Source organism: Bartonella henselae str. Houston-1 (genome assembly GCF_000046705.1).
Lineage (GTDB): Bacteria > Pseudomonadota > Alphaproteobacteria > Rhizobiales > Rhizobiaceae > Bartonella > Bartonella henselae.
This window is the reverse complement of sequence record NC_005956.1, coordinates 1,059,620-1,080,201: the sequence shown is the minus strand read 5'-3', so window position 1 is coordinate 1,080,201 and position 20,582 is coordinate 1,059,620. Positions and strand designations below refer to the sequence as shown.

Annotated in this window: 17 protein-coding genes; 5 read left to right on the top strand and 12 right to left on the bottom strand. The window is 36.9% G+C overall.

The features are described 5' to 3' along the window. The first annotated feature begins 4 nt into the window (after positions 1 to 4). Positions 5 to 1,516 (top strand): exopolyphosphatase, encoded by a 1,512-nt coding sequence (gene ppx / locus AYT27_RS05005; protein ID WP_011180852.1) that lies wholly within the window; start codon positions 5 to 7, stop codon positions 1,514 to 1,516. Positions 1,517 to 2,392: 876 nt separating this feature from the next. On the opposite strand, the gene rnd is transcribed toward ppx, so the two are convergent. Next, on the bottom strand, positions 2,393 to 3,547 hold the full coding sequence (gene rnd / locus AYT27_RS05000; protein ID WP_034448148.1) for a ribonuclease D: 1,155 nt from the start codon (positions 3,545 to 3,547) through the stop codon (positions 2,393 to 2,395). 134 nt (positions 3,548 to 3,681) lie between these two features. On the opposite strand from rnd, the gene aspS reads away from it, so the two are divergent. Both aspS and parC read left to right on the top strand, forming a co-directional pair. Then, entirely contained in the window at positions 3,682 to 5,472 is a 1,791-nt protein-coding gene (gene aspS / locus AYT27_RS04995; RefSeq protein ID WP_011180850.1) for an aspartate--tRNA ligase, read from the top strand. 665 nt (positions 5,473 to 6,137) lie between these two features. Further along, positions 6,138 to 8,387: a DNA topoisomerase IV subunit A gene (gene parC, locus AYT27_RS04990; RefSeq protein WP_011180849.1), complete on the top strand. Its 2,250-nt coding sequence runs from the start codon at positions 6,138 to 6,140 to the stop codon at positions 8,385 to 8,387. A 932-nt stretch (positions 8,388 to 9,319) separates the two neighbouring features. Here the strand turns inward: parC and AYT27_RS04985 are convergent. From AYT27_RS04985 to rpe, 10 genes are all read right to left on the bottom strand, one after another. Next, complete coding sequence (locus tag AYT27_RS04985) at positions 9,320 to 10,567, bottom strand: multidrug effflux MFS transporter (RefSeq protein WP_011180848.1); 1,248 nt, start codon at positions 10,565 to 10,567, stop codon at positions 9,320 to 9,322. Between the two features lie 70 nt (positions 10,568 to 10,637). Beyond that, complete coding sequence (gene grxD / locus AYT27_RS04980) at positions 10,638 to 10,970, bottom strand: Grx4 family monothiol glutaredoxin (protein ID WP_011180847.1); 333 nt, start codon at positions 10,968 to 10,970, stop codon at positions 10,638 to 10,640. A 106-nt stretch (positions 10,971 to 11,076) separates the two neighbouring features. Next, on the bottom strand, positions 11,077 to 11,310 hold the full coding sequence (locus AYT27_RS04975; RefSeq protein ID WP_011180846.1) for a BolA/IbaG family iron-sulfur metabolism protein: 234 nt from the start codon (positions 11,308 to 11,310) through the stop codon (positions 11,077 to 11,079). A 66-nt stretch (positions 11,311 to 11,376) separates the two neighbouring features. Next, positions 11,377 to 13,584 carry a phosphoribosylformylglycinamidine synthase subunit PurL gene (gene purL / locus AYT27_RS04970; protein ID WP_011180845.1) on the bottom strand — a complete coding sequence of 736 codons (2,208 nt, stop codon included), beginning with the start codon at positions 13,582 to 13,584 and terminating at the stop codon, positions 11,377 to 11,379. A gap of 278 nt (positions 13,585 to 13,862) precedes the next feature. Further along, positions 13,863 to 14,534, bottom strand: coding sequence for a phosphoribosylformylglycinamidine synthase subunit PurQ (gene purQ / locus AYT27_RS04965; protein ID WP_011180844.1), 672 nt, complete (start codon positions 14,532 to 14,534; stop codon positions 13,863 to 13,865). Between the two features lie 11 nt (positions 14,535 to 14,545). Further along, positions 14,546 to 14,785, bottom strand: coding sequence for a phosphoribosylformylglycinamidine synthase subunit PurS (gene purS / locus AYT27_RS04960; RefSeq protein WP_011180843.1), 240 nt, complete (start codon positions 14,783 to 14,785; stop codon positions 14,546 to 14,548). Positions 14,786 to 14,876: 91 nt separating this feature from the next. Next, positions 14,877 to 15,641 (bottom strand): phosphoribosylaminoimidazolesuccinocarboxamide synthase, encoded by a 765-nt coding sequence (gene purC, locus AYT27_RS04955; protein ID WP_011180842.1) that lies wholly within the window; start codon positions 15,639 to 15,641, stop codon positions 14,877 to 14,879. Between the two features lie 174 nt (positions 15,642 to 15,815). Continuing rightward, complete coding sequence (locus AYT27_RS04950; RefSeq protein ID WP_011180841.1) at positions 15,816 to 16,364, bottom strand: alpha/beta hydrolase; 549 nt, start codon at positions 16,362 to 16,364, stop codon at positions 15,816 to 15,818. An 82-nt stretch (positions 16,365 to 16,446) separates the two neighbouring features. Further along, entirely contained in the window at positions 16,447 to 17,751 is a 1,305-nt protein-coding gene (purB, locus tag AYT27_RS04945) for an adenylosuccinate lyase (protein ID WP_011180840.1), read from the bottom strand. A gap of 10 nt (positions 17,752 to 17,761) precedes the next feature. Continuing rightward, entirely contained in the window at positions 17,762 to 18,436 is a 675-nt protein-coding gene (gene rpe / locus AYT27_RS04940; protein ID WP_011180839.1) for a ribulose-phosphate 3-epimerase, read from the bottom strand. A 145-nt stretch (positions 18,437 to 18,581) separates the two neighbouring features. Here rpe and AYT27_RS04935 point away from each other — a divergent pair, with 145 nt between their 5' ends. Both AYT27_RS04935 and dksA read left to right on the top strand, forming a co-directional pair. Then, a complete protein-coding gene (locus AYT27_RS04935) occupies positions 18,582 to 19,115 on the top strand; it encodes a flavin reductase (protein WP_034447878.1) in 534 nt (177 codons plus the stop codon). A gap of 308 nt (positions 19,116 to 19,423) precedes the next feature. Further along, a complete protein-coding gene (gene dksA, locus AYT27_RS04930) occupies positions 19,424 to 19,840 on the top strand; it encodes an RNA polymerase-binding protein DksA (RefSeq protein ID WP_011180837.1) in 417 nt (138 codons plus the stop codon). A gap of 52 nt (positions 19,841 to 19,892) precedes the next feature. Here the strand turns inward: dksA and AYT27_RS04925 are convergent, their stop codons facing one another. Then, the gene (locus AYT27_RS04925) at positions 19,893 to 20,414 is read right to left on the bottom strand and encodes a flagellar biosynthetic protein FliO (RefSeq protein WP_011180836.1); all 522 of its coding nucleotides are present in this window, start codon (positions 20,412 to 20,414) and stop codon (positions 19,893 to 19,895) included. Between the last annotated feature and the right edge of the window lie 168 nt (positions 20,415 to 20,582).

The window sequence follows — 20,582 nt, the reverse complement described above, 5'->3', positions numbered from 1 at the left end:
TTCAATGACATATATCAATGCTCAGGGTCGGCTAAAGGGTTGTAAACCTATCGCTGTTATCGATATTGGTTCAAATTCTGTTCGGCTTGTTATTTATGAGGGTCTTGTTCGTTCACCAACAGTTTTATTTAATGAAAAAATTCTCTGTGGTCTTGGTCAAGGCGTTGCAAAGACTGGACTTTTAGAAGAAAATTCGATGAATATGGCCCTACGAACACTCAAGCGGTTTCGTGCGCTTTGTCTGCAGATTGGAGCAGATGAGATCTATATTTTAGCAACAGCAGCAGCGCGAGAAGCAAAAAACGGGTTAGCTTTTATTCAAAATGCTGAAAATATTTTACAAAATAAAATATACCTTCTTTCAGGAAGTGAAGAGGCTGTTTATTCGGCATATGGTGTTATTTCGACTTTTTATCAACCAAAGGGTATTTCTGGTGATCTTGGGGGCGGCAGTCTTGAACTTATTGATATTGATAACTCTGAGGTAGGTGAGGGGATAACTCTACCATTAGGTGGTTTACGTCTACAGTATATGTCGAATAATGATATTGCTGTTGCTGCAAAAATTGCTCAGGAGCAGTTTGGCAAATCTGCTGTTGTTCATAAAAGCATGGCACGTTGTTTTTATGCAGTAGGAGGAACTTGGCGTAATTTGGCAAAACTCCATATGGCAACCAAACATTATCGGCTACCTGTTATGCATGGCTATGAAGTTGATGCAGTTGAAATGGAAGATTTCTTACGTTTTGTCGTGAATGGCAGTATTGAGAATATGAAAGGGATTTCAGCTGTTTCAAAAAATCGCCGTCAACTTTTGTCTTACGGAGCGATCATTCTTATCGAGCTTATTCGGTGTGTGGGCTTTGAAAAAATAATCTTTTCGGGGGCTGGAGTCCGTGAAGGCTTTCTTTATTCAAGATTGCCACAAGAAGTTCGGGTTTCAGATCCTCTCATTGCAGCATGTACCGAAATGGCTATTCTAAGGGCACGTTCACCAAAGCAGGCAGAGGAACTCATTGACTTCACAACAAATGCATTTGAAGTTTTTGGAATTTTGGAAACTGAAAATGAATGTCGTTATCGTAAAGCAGCTTGTCTTCTTGCGGATATTGGTTGGCGCATTCATCCAGATTATCGAGGTAACGAGGCGGCCAATCAGATAGCGTTGGGATCTTATCCAGGAATTTCTCATGAGGGGCGTGCTTATGCTGCTCTCGCTGTTTTTTTTCGCAATACTGGTTCACTCATTGGTGAAGAATCTCTTCCCATTTTCCAATTAGCAAGCAAAGATGTAATTGAGAAAGCACGTATTCTTGGTGAGATTATGCGTATTGCTCATCTTTTTAGCGCTTCTACTACAGGGGTTCTACCACACTTATCGTGGCATAAAAAAATAGATCATGTTGTGTTACACATTCCGGCGCGTTATGCTGATTTATTAGGAGAACGTCCTCTTTCTCGGTTGAAGAAATTGTCAAAAATAATAGAATTGCCTCTCGCTTTTGAAATTTTCTGATTCTTTTCCTATTATATTATGATGTGCTTCTCTTGTACTCTCTTTTTGTTTTTATACTGCATCATATTGGTTTATAAGGCTAATTTAGCATTATTCAACTTGAATAAGCGCCCCGAGTACCGTAAAATTTTCTCATTTCGAATCCGTGTATGCTGAATCAATCAAAATTACTTGTTTGAACGTCACAAGTGGGGCTGGCGTGTGGATAAAAACTATAAAGAAAGGAATAAAATGCTTCGTATGAATCATCTAAACGCAGGAGTTGTAGGCAATATTGGGTTTTTGCAAATTGATAATGGTACCGGCTTGCAGATTCATTTTGTAGTTGTTGAGTAGCGATTTTGATGAGGTGTCCGCTTTTCAGATATAGCAAAATGTGAAATATTATATCTTCGTACTTTGCTCTTATGCCAAGCGGTTTTTCTTTATAATAGGATTATTGATTGTTATAGAGAAGCTTTTTCTCCTTCTCTCTTAAAATGAAAGCTTTTTGTTTTTCTCGATTTCTCTTCTCTACTAAGGTTGGTCTCTGATTGAATTTGACTAAGATTTACTCGTCATTCTTGAATAAGTATTGATCGAATGTAAATTATTCAATTGTGGTTGGTCTTCCTTACTCGATTTTGTGTTAATTTGTTGCGTGCATTCCCAATTGATGTAGAAAAATGAACGGCATATTTTCTAGAATGAGAGTGCTCAAAATTTTTTAAAACTCTTCTGCATCTTTTAAAGAACATTGATTTACCTTCCAGATGAAGGGCAAAGTTTTGCTGTTTTTAGTTGTGAGTAATTTTATACTAAAAAAAGAGTAGCCCTTTTTTATAATATTTTTTTGCATAAATCTCAAAGGGTAAATATTATAATTTCCTTTATAAATTAAAGCTGTTTGGTGTTTATTTTTCCATTGCTCAAATAAAATCCTATCTTACCCTTTAGCATTTGTTCAGCTTTTTGACCAAATATTTCATAGCGCCAACCATTCATAGCGGGAATATTTTTTTTTATACACCCGTTTGCAATTTTTTCTAAGTCATTGGAAGTTGCAATAATTTTCGGTGCGATACCGTTTTCGTTCGCAACAAGTTTTAATAACACTTTAAGAAGATCGATAACGGCAGATGATGTTTCATTAAGTGGATTATGTTTCGGAAGAGCGGGTAAAGTCGCAAGATCAACCTCTAAGCCCTCGTGGACAGCTTTGATTAATGTGTGTGCAATTGAGAATTTATCCCAATTTTTGTTCAGACTGCGCAAACGTTTCAAGTCAGCTTCATCTTTTGGTTGTTGGATGGCAATTTCAATAAGACATTCATCTTTTATGATATGGCGACGTGGAATATTATATTGTCGTGCTTTACGTTCACGCCACGCTGCTATTTTTTGTAATACGGCAAGTTCACGCGGTTTTTTAATTTTTCCTTTCACTTTTTTCCACGCTTCATTTTCCGGCATATCATAGGTTTTAGGTTCTAAAAGGACCGCTATTTCATCATCCATCCAGTGGGTGCGTTTATTTTTTTCGAGCTGTTTTTTCAGTAGGAGATAAACATCTCTTAGATAGGTTACATCAGCAAGTGCATAGAGTAATTGTTTTTCTGAAAGAGGACGGAAGCTCCAGTCTGTAAAGCGGGATGATTTATCAAGTTGATAACCCGTGCAGCGTTGTACAATTTGATCATAAGAGATAGAATCACCAAATCCACAGATTGATCCTGCTATTTGGGTATCGAAAAGAGGAGAGGGAATGACACCTCCAAGATGGTAAATCGTTTCAATATCTTGGCGTGCAGCGTGAAAAACTTTAACAATTTTTTTATTTACCATAAGATCAAAAAAAGGTTTTAGATCAATATCTTGTGATATTGGATCAATCAGAACTGTTGTATCTGGTGATGCAAGCTGGATTAAACACAGTTGAGGCCAAAAAGTTGTTTCGCGGATAAATTCTGTGTCTATTGTTACAAAATCAGAGTTCCGTAAAGTGGCAAGTGCAATTTCAAGATCTGTTGTTTGTGTAATAAGTTTCATCATTCTATTATAACCAGATAAATTTAAATTTGTCTTTTCTTGACTTTTTTTTTGAGTCTTTGTCCTCATATCTTGACAAATGGTTGTTAAAAAGCGTTTGTAGCGCATGTGAGTTATTATAATCAAAGGCAAAAATTATGCACCGTTATCGCAGTCATCATTGCGCTGCTCTTCGTAAATGTGATGTAGGAATAAAAGCGCGTCTTTCGGGATGGGTTCATCGTGTTCGTGATCATGGCGGAATCCTTTTTGTAGATTTGCGTGATCATTTTGGAATCACACAAATTGTTGCTGATCCTGCTTCGCCAGCTTTTAAAATTATTGAAAAAGTGCGTTCTGAATGGGTCATTCGTGTAGATGGGGAAGTGCGCGCGCGTTCTGATGAAGTTATTAATACATCTCTTCCAACAGGTGAGATTGAGATTTTTGCAAAGGAAGTGGAAATTCTTTCAAAATCTGATGAGCTTCCTTTACCGGTTTTTGGCGAACCTGATTATCCAGAAGATATTCGATTGAAGTATCGTTTTCTTGATTTACGTCGCGAAACTATGCACAGGAATATTATGCGTCGTACTGAGATTATTGCTGCTATCAGACGTTCTATGCAAGAAAATGGTTTTACAGAATTTACGACACCGCTTTTGACAGCCTCATCACCAGAAGGGGCACGCGATTTTTTGGTTCCAAGTCGTATTCATCAGGGAAAATTTTATGCATTGCCACAAGCACCTCAGCAATACAAACAGTTGTTGATGATGTCAGGTTTTGATCGTTATTTTCAAATTGCTCCCTGTTTTAGAGATGAAGATCCGCGGGCTGATCGTCTTCCAGGCGAGTTTTATCAATTAGATGTTGAAATGAGTTTTGTTGAACAGGAAGATGTTTTGGTAACAATGGAACCGATTATGCGTTCTCTTTTTGAAGAGTTTGCAGATGGAAAACCTGTAACGCAAAGCTTTCCTCGTCTTTCCTATGAGGAGGCAATGCGAAAATATGGCTCGGATAAGCCTGATTTACGTAATCCTATCATTATGGAAGATGTCTCTCAGCATTTTTATGATTCTGGTTTTAAAGTTTTTGCTCAAATTTTAGCAAATGATGAGAATGCACGGGTGTGGGCTATTCCAGCTAAAACGGGTGGAAGTCGTGCTTTTTGTGATCGTATGAATGGATGGGCACAAAGTGAAGGACAACCAGGACTCGGTTATATTTTCTGGCGTGAAGAACAGGGAAAGTTTGAAGGAGCGGGCCCTATCGCTAAAAATATCGGTGAACAGAGGACTGAAGCACTTCGTATGCAGCTTGGACTTGAAAATGGTGATGCCTGCTTTTTTGTTGCGGGAGATCCAAAGAAATTTTTACCTTTTGCCGGAGCTGCGCGTACTCGGGTAGGGGAAGAATTAGACCTTGTTGATCGAGACTGTTTTTCTTTAGCGTGGATTGTTGATTTTCCGTTTTTTGAATGGAATGAAGAGGAGAAAAAGCTTGATTTTGCACATAATCCTTTTTCAATGCCTCAAGGTGGAAAAGATGCTCTTGAATGTCAAGATCCTCTTACTCTTAAGGCTTTTCAATATGATCTTGTTTGCAATGGTTATGAGATTGCCTCGGGTGGAATCCGTAATCACTCTCCAGAAATGATGCTTAAGGTTTTTAATCTTGCTGGTCTTTCTAAAGAAGTGGTAGAAGATCGTTTTGGCGGTCTCTATCGTGCATTCCATTATGGAGCACCACCGCATGGCGGTATGGCTGCGGGTGTTGATCGTATTATTATGCTTTTGCAAGGCGTCAAAAATTTACGTGAGGTTGCTTTATTTCCTATGAATCAGCAAGCGCTTGATCTTTTGATGAGTGCTCCGTCTGACGTTTCTCCTGTGCAATTGCGTGATTTAGGGATACGAATAGCTCCCGCTGCTAAGAATGATTAGTAAAGTTGCTTGTGTAATTATTATTGTCGTAAATATTTTTATTGTCTCCTGCATTTGGTAAAATTTAATAATTTAAAATTACTTTATTTTCAGTACGATATTGATAACAAATTCATTTATATTATTTTTAAGAGCTTTAATAATATAAAATAGATCTTTTATCTTATTTTTTATAATAGTAATGCATATATTTATAATTTATATGTATTATTAATTGTATTAATATTTGTAATTTACGTGCATTTTTTAGTAAAAATATAAATAAATTTATTATTATAATTTTAAATAATTTATATTTGTTTTTTTAATTTTATCTTGAGTATATTTAATTAATTATTAAATATATTCAATATTATGATTTTTATCAAATACATCAATTATAAATAAATACTTTTTAATTTATTATATTAATTTTTTAAAGACAATATTTTGTTTTTTAAATTATCTATTTTAATTTCAATTATTTCTATCTATTATCTCAGATAAACTGTAAAGCGTGTGTATAAATTTTTCAAATTGCTATAATTTTCTGTTCATGTTTTAATCACAGCGCTTACTTTTGTATAGTCAGTTTTTAATAAAAATAGTTGATTTACAAAAGGTCGCACTGAAAAAAATCTTATAAAATAATTGCTCATTATTTTGGGAATTGTTGTCCTAATACTATGTCTGATAAAATGAATTTACCTTTTGATAAAGAACATATTGAGTCAATAGAATTACGTTCTGCTTTACAAGAGCGTTATTTGGCTTATGCGCTTTCTACTATTACGCACCGTGCGTTGCCTGATGTGCGTGATGGTTTGAAACCTGTGCATAGGCGTATTGTTCACGCTATGCGTTTACTCAAACTTAATCCAGGACATTCTTATGCGAAATGCGCAAGGATTGTTGGGGATGTCATGGGAAAATTTCATCCACATGGTGATGCATCTATTTATGATGCATTAGTGCGCTTGGCTCAGAATTTTGCTGTCCGTTATCCATTGGTTGATGGACAAGGCAATTTTGGGAATATTGATGGTGATAATGCTGCTGCTATGCGTTATACGGAAGCACGCATGACTGAAGTAGCTGCATTGCTGCTTGAAGGAATTAATGAAAACGCTATTGATTTTCGTTTAACCTATAATGAGGAAGATGAAGAACCGATCGTTTTACCTGGAGCTTTTCCTAATCTTTTAGCAAATGGTTCATCAGGTATTGCTGTTGGTATGGCAACATCTATTCCACCCCATAATGTTTCTGAACTTTGTGATGCGGCGCTTCATTTGATTGCGCATCCCAATGCCCGTGATGAGGAATTAAATCACTTTGTGCTTGGACCTGATTTTCCAACAGGTGGCATTTTAGTTGAACCTAAAAAGAGTATTGAGGAATCTTATCGTGTTGGGCGTGGTTTTTTTCGGTTGCGTTCGCGTTGGCATCAGGAAACCGGTAACCGTGGTTCTTATGTGCTTGTTGTGACTGAAATTCCCTATCAAGTTCAAAAGTCACGACTTATTGAAAAAACAGCAGAATTATTGCTTGCACGGCGGTTACCAATGCTTGAAGATATTCGTGATGAGTCAGCAGAAGATATTCGCATTGTACTTATTCCTAAAAATCGTACCGTCGATCCTGAGATTCTTATGGAGTCTCTTTTTAAATTGACTGATTTTGAAATAAGATTTCCTCTCAATCTTAATGTTTTGTCTTTTGGAAAAGTACCGAATGTTCTTTCTTTGCGGGAAAGTTTAAAACAATGGCTTGAACATCGTCAAGAGGTGCTTATTCGCCGTTCTCGTTATCAGCTTGACGAAATTGAACGACGGTTGGAAATCCTCCATGGATATCTTATCACATATTTGAATCTTGATGAGGTGATCCAGATTATTCGGGAAGAGGATGAACCAAAAAAAAAGCTTATCGATCGTTTTGAATTAACAGAAAATCAAGCTGAAGCTATTCTTAATATGCGCTTGCGTTCTTTACGTAAACTTGAGGAATTTGAAATTCGTAAAGAATTTGAAACCTTGAGGGCTGAAAAAGAAAAACTGCAAAATTTGTTAGATTCTCGGACAAAGCAATGGAAAATAATTTCAGAGGAAATCATAAAAGTTCGTAAAGTTTTTGGTCCTCATACTCTCTTAGGGAAAAGGCGTACAACATTTGAAGAAGCACCAAGACATGATTTTGATGATATTTATCAGGCAATGATTGAAAAAGAACCAGTTACTATTGTTATTTCTGAAAAGGGTTGGATGCGTGCTTTGAAGGGGCATTTGAGTGATTACAATGCACTTTCTTTCAAAGAAGGGGATTGTTTGAAATTAGCATTTCCAGCGTTTACTACAGATAAAATTGTGGTGATAAGTACTGGCGGAAAGTTTTTTGCTATTGCTGCAAATAGTTTGCCGGGAGGACGGGGGCATGGGGAACCCATTCGTATTTTAGTTGATATGGATGACGAGCATGATCTCCTGACAGCTTTTGTGCATCATACACAGGAAAAACTTCTCTTAGTTTCATCTCATGGAAATGGTTTTATTGTACCTGCAACTGAAGTGATTGCTAATACACGAAAAGGCAAGCAAGTTATGAATGTGAAATTTCCTGATAAGGTAAAACTTTGTGTTCCAGTAAAAGGTGATCATGTTGCAGTGGTTGGTGAAAACCGTAAAATGCTCATTTTTGCCATTGAACAAATACCAGAAATGAGTCGTGGTAAAGGTGTTCGTTTACAACGTTACAAACAAGGGGGAGTTGTTGATGTCAAAACTTTTAATTTATCAGAAGGTTTAAGTTGGCAAGATACAGCTGAACGTTGCTTTAACCGCCAAGCGAGTGATCTCATTGAGTGGATGGGAGTACGTTCTGGGGTAGGGCGTGTGGTTCCGAAAGGCTTTCCAAAATCAGGGAAATTTACCAATTAAACTGTGTTCCATATTTAATTCTTAAGTTTTGTGTTTTAAGTCAAGATTTGAAAAAAGGTGGAGTGCTGGTAATATTCCATTTGTAAAGAACAGGAATTTTATTATGGGAAAGTATGACATTTAGTACAAATTAGCAAAAGATTGAATGTTTATGGATGGATAGGCTTTTGTTATTCTCGTAAGGATTAAAAACTTTCTCCGTTATTTTAATAAATGTTCATTTTATTTTAAAATGGGGGTTCAAGAATGTGATCTTGCCCTTATTGTCAGGCAAGTTATTTGGCATATTTCAACATTATAAATCCTGCGTGAAAGAACATAAGGACTATGGATAATAATGGTGTTTCTGTAGATCTTGATTTTACCTTTGCTGAGGTCTCTCACTCTTTTGAAGATATAGATTTAGGTGGTAGGCTATAGAGAAAGTCTAGCATGAGATGAAGCATTGGCAATAAAGCAAGCTTGAAGATTTGCCCTCTAAAAATCATGCTATGATTGATGCTATGGGCTCAGTTTGACGGTATCTTCTCACTTTTTGGAACAGCAATGATATGCTTCAAGCACTTTAGCTTATTGAAGAGGATGAAACTAATAAGTTATTGCTGATAAAGGTTATGTTTAGAGGTACAAAGAAAACTGATGAGGCAGCAAAACTCCATCTCTGTTTTTCTTTTTCGCTCAACTAAGAAAATATTGCAGAATAATGATGATCATTTTTATAAAGAACGCCATCTTGTCGAATGTTTTTTGAATGAAATTAAATATTTCAGATTTATTTTCTGATGAGTTGATAAAAAACTTTTTCTTTTATGGGGTTTCTGGTTACTGCCTCAATTATCCTTTAGTTTAGAAAGAATTAAGTACACAGAATTCAGGTCCCATGTCTTTTTTTACAGCACAGTAAACGATATTCAATTTTTTTATAGTTGCGTTTATTGAGTATTATATTGCCTAAAAAGATGCCCACGTTCTGCACATAAGACAAGAAGTATAGCGATAAGGCTCAAAAAGAAAAACCCTACTGAATTGGGAGTGATTGTTTCATTAAATTGTTGTGCAATGAAAAAGCTCAGTCCTGTGCCGATGGATGTCTGAAGAAAGCCAGATACAGAAGATGTTGTTCCAGCGATTTCTCCTACTGATTCTAGAGCGAGTGTGTTAAAATTAGCCATCATACCGCCGAAGGCAAACATCAGTATACAGAATAATAGCATGTATAAAGGAAAAGGGATAATCCCATCTGTTAAGATTGATCCTACAAATAAAATGCATGAAGTAACACAAAAGAGCAAAAGCATAGTATGTGCAATACGTCGCATTCCAAGGCGTCCAACAAATCGAGAATTAAAGAATGATGATAAAGCTTGAAAAGCTGCACCGATGGCAAATACAATGGGAAACCAGAGGCCTAGATTATAAATCCCTTCATATGTTTGTTGCGCCGTATTAACGGCGGTGAAAATACAAGCTAAAATAATAGAGGCTGCTAGTGTATAGCAAAGTGTTGTGCGATTAATTATAACAATCCATAAATTGTGTTTGATCGAAGAAAAGGAAAGAGAACGTTGTGTATAAAGAGTCTCAGGCAAGCGCAGTTGAATCCAAATCATCAGTCCAAAACCAATAATTGCCATGAATATAAAAATAACTTGCCAGTTCCCAAACAATAAAATAAACTGTCCTGTTGAAGGTCCAATTATTGGTGCAATTAGAAAAATCATCATAACGATAGACATAACTTCTGCCATTTTTCGACCATTATAAAGATCACGTACAACGGAAATTGTGAGGACACGCATAGCGGCACCTCCTATACCTTGCAAGATCCGTAAAATAAGCAATAGAGAAAAATTGGATACAAAGGCACAAGCAATTGCTGCAAATGAATAAAATGCAAGACCAATGAGAATAAGCTTACGACGTCCATAACGATCACTTATCGGACCAAAAAATATCTGCGAGATGCCATAACTCATAAGATAACTAGAAATGATATAATGTTGATCATTTTCATTGATAACATGCAAGCTGTTCAAAATATTAGGCATAGCTGGCAGCATAATGTCAACGGCTATAGAATTGATGGCCATGAGCGCACCGATGAGAATAACAAATTCTTTATAGCCAATCTTTTTTTGAAGCGCATTACTATGCGTTTGTTCGTCGATTGAATGTGACATTATGGTATCCTTGAAATAAAAATTTCGACTCAATACAGCTTTCTAAGAGTCTGAATAAAATGAAAGATACCTATGCTTTATTGCAGGGAATATCTTTTTCCTTTAAAAGTTCCTGCAATTCATTATTTTGAAACATTTCTTTAATAATATCACAACCACCAATAAACTCACCTTTGACATAGAGTTGTGGAATTGTAGGCCAATTTGAATAATCTTTAATTCCTTGACGCAATTCATCAGAAGTTAGAATATTAATTCCTTTATAAGGTACCCCTAAATAATTAAGGATGTGAGCAACTTGACCTGAAAATCCGCATTGTGGAGCATCGGGTGTTCCTTTCATGAATAAAATGACATCATTTTCTTTAATTTCGCTGTCAATAAAATCACGAATAGTAGTCATCTTTATTCCTCGATATTGCAGAATTTTTATAAGCTATGAGCGTATATTTATGTTTCCATTCTTTTCTAATCGTATTGAGTGAATGAATGCAAGAAGAAATTTTAAATTATTTTGGAATATTCGTTTGCAACATTAGAGCATGAAGGCCATTTCCCATATTGCCTTTAAGAGCATCATAGACCATTTTATGTTGTTGAACACGGCTTTTACCACGAAAACTTTCAGAAATTACTTCTGCAGCGTAGTGTTCTCCATCGCCGGCTAGGTCGCGAATTATTATCGTTGCGTCGGGAATTCCTTCACGGATAAGTGTTTTGATTTCATTGGCACTCATTGCCATGATTATTCTCCTCTATTTATTTCTTGCAAGAATAGCACCAAGTCAAGAGAGATGAATAACTCTTTATTATTCGCCCATAAATTGCGGAAACCAACTTTCATAGGCTTGTGTGAGTTTGTCTACTGAAAGTGTTAATATCCCTTCTATATTGAGAGAATTACCTTCAACTCTACCAATCTCTGTTAAAGAAACTGCGTTAACTTGTGCAAGTTCTTTAAGGTGATTGAGAACATAAGGTTTGATGCTTAAGAGATAACGTCCTTGATCTTCTCCAAAAAGCTCCGCATGATGTGGTAATCTGTTGCTTAATTTGGCTTTAATTCCTTTCTTTGCTTTAATTACCATTTCTGCAAGTGCAATAGCTAATCCCCCGTCAGAAATATCATGAGCGGCATGAACAAAACCACGATGAATGACATCTCGAACAAATTGTCCATGCTTTTTTTCAAGCTGTAAATCTACATGAGGCGGTGCACCTGTATTAATATTCAAAACGTTACGCGCGTAGATTGATTGCCCTAAATGAGAGCCGCAATCTCCAATCAAAACAATACTGTCTCCATTTTGCATACCACTGATTGTTACCATTTTGGACCAGTCATCAAGAAGGCCTACACCAGCGATTGTTGGCGTAGGAAGAATTGCCTCTCCATTGGTTTCATTATAAAGAGAGACATTGCCTGAAACGATAGGAAAGTCGAGAACTCTACAAGCTTCACCTATACCTTTAATAGCCAATACCAATTGCCCCATAATTTCAGGTTTTTCAGGATTACCAAAGTTAAGATTATCTGTGGCTGCTAGTGGCATTGCACCTGTCGTGCTAATATTTCGCCAGCACTCTGCAACTGCTTGTTTTCCTCCTTCATAAGGGTCTGCTTCGCAATAGCGAGGCGTTACATCAGAAGAAAAAGCAAGAGCACGTTTGTCATTACTGCTTACACGGATGACGCCTGCATCAGCTCCTGGACGAACAAGAGTATTTCCTTGGATAAGTGTATCGTATTGTTCATACACCCATCGCCGTGAACTTTGATGTGCAGAGTTCAATAATGTTAGGAGTACATCACCAAGATTTTCAACTTTTTTAACTTCTTCTACTTTAAGAATAGGTTGTGGGGTAGGCTCACTCCAAGGGCGATCGTAAACAGGTGCTTCATTCCCCAGCTCTTTGATGGGAAGATTGACGACTTCTTCCCCTTGATGTAACACACGGAAACGTAAATCATCAGTTGTTTGTCCAATAATGGAAAAATGAAGTCCCCATTTATGAAAAATCGCTGATGCTTGTTTTTCTAATTCTGGTTTAAGCACCATGAGCATACGTTCTTGACTTTCAGAAAGCATCATTTCATAGGCTGTCATGTTTTCTTCACGAACGGGGACTTTATCAAGATTAAGCTTTATCCCTAAATCTCCTTTTGCTCCCATTTCAACTGCAGAAGATGTTAAACCTGCTGCGCCCATATCTTGAATAGCAACTACAGCTCCTAGCTCCATGAGTTCTAAGCAAGCTTCAAGAAGGCATTTTTCCGTAAAAGGATCCCCCACTTGAACAGTTGGACGTTTTTCACTGATTGAATCATCAAATTCGGCAGAAGCCATCGTTGCTCCACCAACACCATCACGCCCTGTTTTGGCACCAAGATAAACAACAGGAAGTCCAACACCTTGCGCTTTAGAATAAAAAATGGAATCCTTCTTTGCAATACCAGCGACAAAAGCGTTCACAAGGATATTGCCATTATAACGCTCATCAAAATTTATTTCTCCACCAACGGTTGGAACGCCAAAAGCATTACTGTAACCCCCGATTCCAGAAACGACACCAGCAACAAGATATCGTGTTCGGGGATGATCAGGAGATCCAAATCGTAGTGCATTCATTGCTGCAATAGGACGTGCTCCCATTGTAAAGACATCTCGCAAAATACCACCAACACCTGTCGCCGCACCTTGGTAAGGTTCAATGTAAGAAGGATGGTTGTGGCTTTCCATTTTGAAAACTACGCATTGTCCCTCACCAATATCAACAACACCAGCATTTTCACCAGGACCTTGAATAACACAGTTTCCTTTTGTTGGAAGAGTTTTTAGCCATTTTTTAGATGATTTATAGGAACAATGTTCGTTCCACATCGCAGAAAAAATTCCTAGCTCTGTAAATGTTGGTTCTCTTCCAATCAAGGTCAGGATATGTTGATATTCATCATTTTTTAAACCGTGTTGTGCAATTAATTCTGGTGTAATGGCAATGTTATTGCAAGGCTTCATGAGTACTTTATCCATCAAATTAATCGAAATTTAGCATTTTATTGTTTTAAATATAGTAGCCTAGATCATCAGTAATCGTGTTGTTTGATAAACCATCAATGGGGATTTTGATTGTTTTTTTGTAGATCCAAAAAGCAGAAACGGCTTTTGAATAAATCTTTGTGTGTTTAGAAAAATACACTCCAATATTATGTTCATCAAACGTTTGATTCGTAAGTTTATAGCGCAGAAAATGATACAGATTTTTAATTTGGAGTAGTCTAAAATCTTCTTTGTTATCATCCCTTTGCCAATTCTAAAGCACTTTGAAAAAATAAACGGCCATCAGTACCACCATGTGCAGGTTCAATAAAATTTTCAGGATGAGGCATCATACCGAGAATATTACCAGCTTTATTAATAATACCGGCAATATCATTCACCGAACCGTTAGGGTTTGTATTTTCTGCATAGCGAAAAATAATTTGCTCATTCTCTTCCATTTGTTTTAATGTTTCACTATCAACAAAATAATTTCCATCGTGATGTGCAACAGGACAACAAATGATTTGTCCTTTAGAATAATAGCGAGAAAATTTTGTGTTAACATTTACGACTTCAAGCTTTATTTCACGACAAACAAATTTTAATGAAGTGTTACGCATTAAAGTACCGGGTAACAAACCAGCTTCCAACAAAATTTGAAATCCATTACATATGCCAATTACCGTAACACCTTTTTGTGCTTTCTCACGAACGGCTTGCAAAACAGGTGTTCGTGCGCCAATAGCACCACATCTTAAGTAGTCGCCATAAGAAAAACCACCAGGAATAACAATGACATCTACATCTGGAATTGTTGATTCTGTTTGCCAAATTTTTAATGGCTCAACTCCTGTTATGTGATGGAGTGCTGCAACCATATCCCGATCGCGATTTAATCCCGGTAATTGAATGATAGCAGTTTTCATAGGAATTCCACTTAAAGAAGTTCTATTGTATAATTTTCAATGACAGTATTTGCGAGGAGCTCTTCACACATTTGTTCAAGTGTTTGCTTTGCATTTTTAGCAGATTGGTCATCGAGCACAATATCAAAAACTTTTCCCTGGCGAATAGAGTGAATACCTGTGAAAGATAAACTCTTTAAAGCACCGATAATTGCTTCCCCTTGCGGATCAAGAACACTGTTTTTGAGAGTAACTATAACGCGTGCTTTCATTTTTTATTTCCTGTTGTTAGAAGCGCCGCTCTTTGAAGAGTTGTACTTACAATAATAAAGGAAGGTGACATTAATGCTCCCTTGTTTTTTACTACTTCACTAAAACTGGACCGTTTGGTCGTGAAGGTTCATTTTCATTAATAATACCAAGACGCTTTGCCACTTCTTGATAGGCGTTAATAAGCCCTCCCATATCACGCCGAAAACGATCTTTATCCATTTTTTCTTGTGTTTGTATATCCCATAATCGGGCAGAATCAGGCGATATTTCATCGGCAAGAACAATACGCATCGCTTCATCTTCCCACAAGCGGCCAAACTCCATTTTAAAATCAATGAGTTGAATATTAACTCCTGCAAAAAGTCCAGAAAGAAAATCATTAATACGAATTGAAAGCTGCATAATGTCTTCTATTTCTTGTGGAACAGCCCAGCCAAAAGCAGTGATATGTTCTTCGCTTACCATGGGATCATCAAGAGAATCGTTTTTATAATAAAACTCAATGATGGATTGCGAAAGAGGGGTACCTTCTTCCAATCCCAAACGCTTAGAAAGAGAACCAGCAGCAACGTTACGAACAACAACCTCCAAGGGAATAATTTCAACAGCTTTAATGAGTTGTTCGCGCATATTTATACGCTTGATAAAGTGTGTTGGGATGCCTAAACGACCAAGATGGCTAAAGATATGTTCTGAGATACGGTTATTTAAAACTCCTTTTCCATCGATAATTTCATGCTTTTTTGCATTAAAAGCAGTTGCGTCATCTTTAAAAAATTGAATATATGTACCTGGTTCAGGTCCTTCATACAGAATTTTGGCCTTGCCTTCATAAATACGGTGGCGACGATTCATTATAATTCTCTATTATTTGAGAGGTTTTGAATAGCATTGATGAATAATATTATCCTAATTGGCATAAATTCTCAATGATTGCTATAACACTTCGTAAATTTTTTATTATTGAGCTCTTCCTTTAAAGAGGAATAAGATTAAAGAGACATAGTAAAGAAAATTATCTTTATGGGATTAAATTTTCGCAAGAAAATGGGAGAAAACCATCAGTCCTTCAGGCCAAGGTCCATGCCCAGATTCTACATTAATATGCCCAGACAGCCCAGCGTCAACAAAAAGTGCTCCCCAATCACCAGCAAGTTTTTCTGCGACTGAGAACTGGCAAAATTCATCGTTGCGGCTGGCTATGACTACAGAGGGGAAAGATAATTTTTTGCAATGATAAGGACCAAATGTCATTAAATGTTTGGGGCGTATTTTTTCATTGCTTACATCTGGAGGAGCAACAAAAAAGGCGCCACGAACTTTTTCTGCGTTTTTTAGCGTTGCATGAATAGTTGTGGGAACTCCCAATGAATGGGCAATAATGACAATGGGTTTTTGGGATTGTGCAATGGCAATTTTAACCTCATTAACCCATTCTTCACAAATAGGTTTTGACCAATGGGTTTGTTGAACACGGCGGGCTGTAGACAATTTTTTTTCCCATCGTGTTTGCCAATGGTCAGGATCAGATCCTTTGTAGCCAGGAACAATAAGAATATCGAGTTGATTTGCTTTCATGAATTGTTTCCTTCACAATAGATTTTATCTCATAGGGATAAGACAATATGCTTGTTCCTTGTATGCAAACTATACAATTTTTTTATTCCCCAAAAACGCGTTTAAAAATCGTGTTGATATGTTTGGTGTGGTAAGAAAGGTCAAATTTTTCACGAAGTTCTGTTTCACTTAAAGCTTCTGTAACATCTTTGTCGTGAAGCAATTCTTCTAAAAAATCTTTTTCTTGTTCCCAAACTTTCATCGCGTTTCGTTGTACGATCCGATAAGAATCTTCGCGGCTTATTCCAGCTTGTGTGAGGGCTAAAAGCACCCGTTGTGAATGAACAAGTCCTCGAAATTTATTGAGATTTTTTTGCATATTTTCTGGATAGACAATTAAATTTTCAATGACAGATGTGAGTCGAGCGAGAGCAAAGTCAAGTGTAATAGTCGCATCAGGGCCAATATAACGCTCAACAGAGGAATGAGAAATATCACGTTCATGCCAAAGTGCTACATTTTCCATGGCAGGTATTGCAAATGCACGCACCATACGCGCTAATCCCGTTAAATTTTCTGTTAAAACAGGATTACGTTTATGAGGCATAGCCGATGAACCTTTTTGCCCTGGTGAAAAATACTCTTCTGCTTCCAAAACTTCTGTTCTTTGTAGATGGCGTATTTCTATAGCTAATCTTTCAATAGATGAAGCAATAACACCAAGCGTTGCAAAGAACATGGCGTGACGATCGCGTGGTATCACTTGGGTGGAAACAGGTTCAGCACGCAATCCCAATGCTTTTGCTACATGCTCTTCAACGCGTGGATCAATATTTGCAAAAGTTCCTACAGCTCCTGAAATAGCACAAGTAGAAATTTCTTCCTGTGCAGCAAGAAGACGTTTGCGACATCTTGAAAATTCAGCATATGCAAGAGCGAACTTGACTCCAAATGTTATTGGTTCAGCATGAATGCCATGACTCCGCCCAATGGTGATTGTCTCTTTATGTTCAAAAGCACGTTTTTTTAATGCTTCTAGAAGTTGATCTATGTCTTTTAGCAGAATATCGCTGGCACGCATCAACTGAATATTAAGCGTGGTATCTAGAACATCCGATGATGTCATGCCTTGGTGAACAAAACGTGCTTCTGGTCCAATAAATTCAGCTAAGTGGGTCAGAAATGCTATAACATCATGCTTGGTGATTGCCTCAATTTCATTAATGCGATTAATATCAAATTTGGCTGCTTTTCCTTTTTCCCAAATTACCTTTGCTGCTTCTTTGGGAATAATACCCAGTTGAGCTAGGGCATCACAGGCATGTGCTTCGATTTCAAACCAAATACGATATTTCGTTTCGGGTGACCAAATTGTTATCATTTCAGGGCGGGAATAACGTGCTATCATAATTTTTTCCTTATTGTGAGAGGGTTGCAGCTTGGCGCAATGCGTTAATACGTGTTTTGTAAAGCTCTTTGTTTCCATCTTTATAAATTGCAGAGCCTGCGACAAATACATTCGCACCAGCTTTTGCAGTTATTCCGATTGTATCAACAGTGATACCACCATCAACTTCAAGATCAATAGGTCTGTTCGCAATCATGCTTTTGATTCGTTTGATTTTATCTTTTATTTCTGGAATAAAATTTTGTCCGCCAAAACCAGGATTAACTGTCATGACGAGGATTAGATCTAATTGATCAAGCAAATACTCAAGCACATGTTCTGGTGTACTTGGATTGATTGCAATTCCTGCTTTTTTTCCTATTTCTTTAATTTTTTGAAGTGAACGATGAAGATGAAGGCCTGCTTCAGCATGAATGGTTATGATATCTGCACCCGCTTTTGCAAACGCTTCCAAATAAGGATCTGCTGGTGCAATCATGAGATGGACATCAAATATTGCTTTGGTTAATGGGCGCAGTGCCTTGACGACATCGGGACCAAAAGTAATATTGGGAACAAAATGACCGTCCATAATATCAAGATGGATCCAGTCTGCACCAGCATCAATAACATCGAATACTTCTTGCCCAAGTTTGGAAAAATTAGAAGCCAAGAGTGAAGGTGCAATGAGATGAGAACGAGGCATTAAAATCTCCTTGATTGGCTTTTTTGAGCATGGTGTTTTGTAGACTAGAATATTATTTGTGTTATGACGTAAAGGAAAGAGTATTTATAGTAGATCTTTTTGTGGAAGTATTATTTGAAATTTTAAAACTGTGTAAATGAAAGAGATGTCTAGTCATATGACACATTTAATGCCTAAAATTCAAAATATTGTTACTGTCTCTTCACAAGAATATCGAGACGCGATGAGTCATTTTGCAGGAGCTGTGCATATTGTGACAACAAATGGCATTAAAGGAAAGCGTGGGGTGACAATTTCAGCATGTTGTTCTTTATCTGATGATCCTCCAACACTTCTTGTTTGCCTCATGCGCCATAACCTCAAGAATCATTTGTTTATAGAAAATGGGAACTTTTGTGTGAATAGTTTGGCTGGAAAACACCGTTCACTAGCGGATATTTTTTCTAGGCGTTACAATTATACAGAAACTGAGTGTTTTGATAGAGCGCAATGGGGAACTTTACAGACTGGTGCACCTAGTCTTTCAGATGCTTTAGCGTCGTTTGATTGTCGGTTAATTTGTTGGCATGAGCATGCAACCCATTACATTTTGATTGGTGAAGTTATTGCAATTAACCGTAATCAAGAGAAAGATGCTTTGATATATTTGAATCGTGGGTATCATACTCTGCCTTTATAAAGTTAAATATTGGGATGATTTGTTGTTATTAAGTTTAGATTATTAGCTAAAATTATTCGCTTAATTTCCAATGTTTGCATTTTCCTATTTTATAGGTTTTGGAGTATGTGTAGAAATGGGATATACGGAGAATCCTTAAATGGTTATTCTCTCAAGAGAGTATATTTTATGCAAAAAAGTGGCTAAAAACTTAAAAAGTGGCTTTAAACACATTTTTAGGTTGTTATAAAAATAGCATTTTACACTTGTGTTGATCGGTGTTGAACAATATATAGACCGCACATACCATATATGGAGGTTTTTATGGCATGAGCGAAGAGATTGATGATCAATATCGTCCTAGTGAAGATGAACCTTTTATGAATGAACGGCAAAAAGCGTATTTCCGTGCTAAACTAGTTTCTTGGAGGAATGATATATTAAGGGAGGCACGTGAAACTTTGGAGAATTTGCAGGAAGAAAATGCTGGTCAACCTGATTTAACCGATAGAGCATCTTGCGAAACTGATCGTACAATTGAGTTACGTGCTCGTGATCGTCAGAGAAAACTCATTTCAAAAATAGATGCTGCTTTGGAGCGTATCGATAACGGGACTTACGGTTTTTGTGAAGAAACTGGCGAACCTATTAGTATAAAGCGTCTTGAAGCTCGACCAATTGCAGTTTTATCATTGGAGGCGCAAGAACGCCACGAACGACGCGAAAGAGTTTATCGCGACGATTAAAAGCGATTTTGATGATGGAGACATGAAATGCGCGGCGCTAGAATTGGGTATCTTATTTTGGGGGAGCAGGGACAAATAAAGAGGGCTCTAGTCGTCCTTCAATTTCGGCGGTAATTGCTGAATCTTCTACTTGTTGCTTCATAAAGTGAGTGGAGAGAGCGTCTTGTATATGCTCTTTTTCACTGACGGAAAAAGGTTTTTTTTCTGTAATGTTAAAGCTTTGATTGGTTTCTGTTGTTGTTAATGCTTGTTGAATCTTTCTCTTTTGTATGATGGATGTATTGATAATATTGGATTCTATAACAACATCTGTTAACCCACCAATAAGAAGCAAATGCTCTCTGTCATCACAACGTACCAAAATAAGACGACGTGTGCGATCAACAGCAATGGTATCGCATAGGGTTAATCTCGATAGATGCTTTTTTCTGTTTATACTGAATCTTCTTGTATTTAAACGGCGTAAGAACAAAATAATTGCTGCAATAGCAGTGATTGTTATAGTAAAAAATACAAGGCTTGTGATTATGTTCGCTGCGGATGTGCCTATTTGGCTTGATAACCATACATACATAAATTCTCTCCCATTTTGTAATGGAAATATTATTTTTTATTGAGATAAATTTGTAAAGATACACTTAAAAGTATTTATTTATAATGTAAAACAAGATCTTTTTAACGTTGAGTGATTTTTCTTCGGTGGATATTATTCTGGTATATACTTCATAAAGATGATTATAGA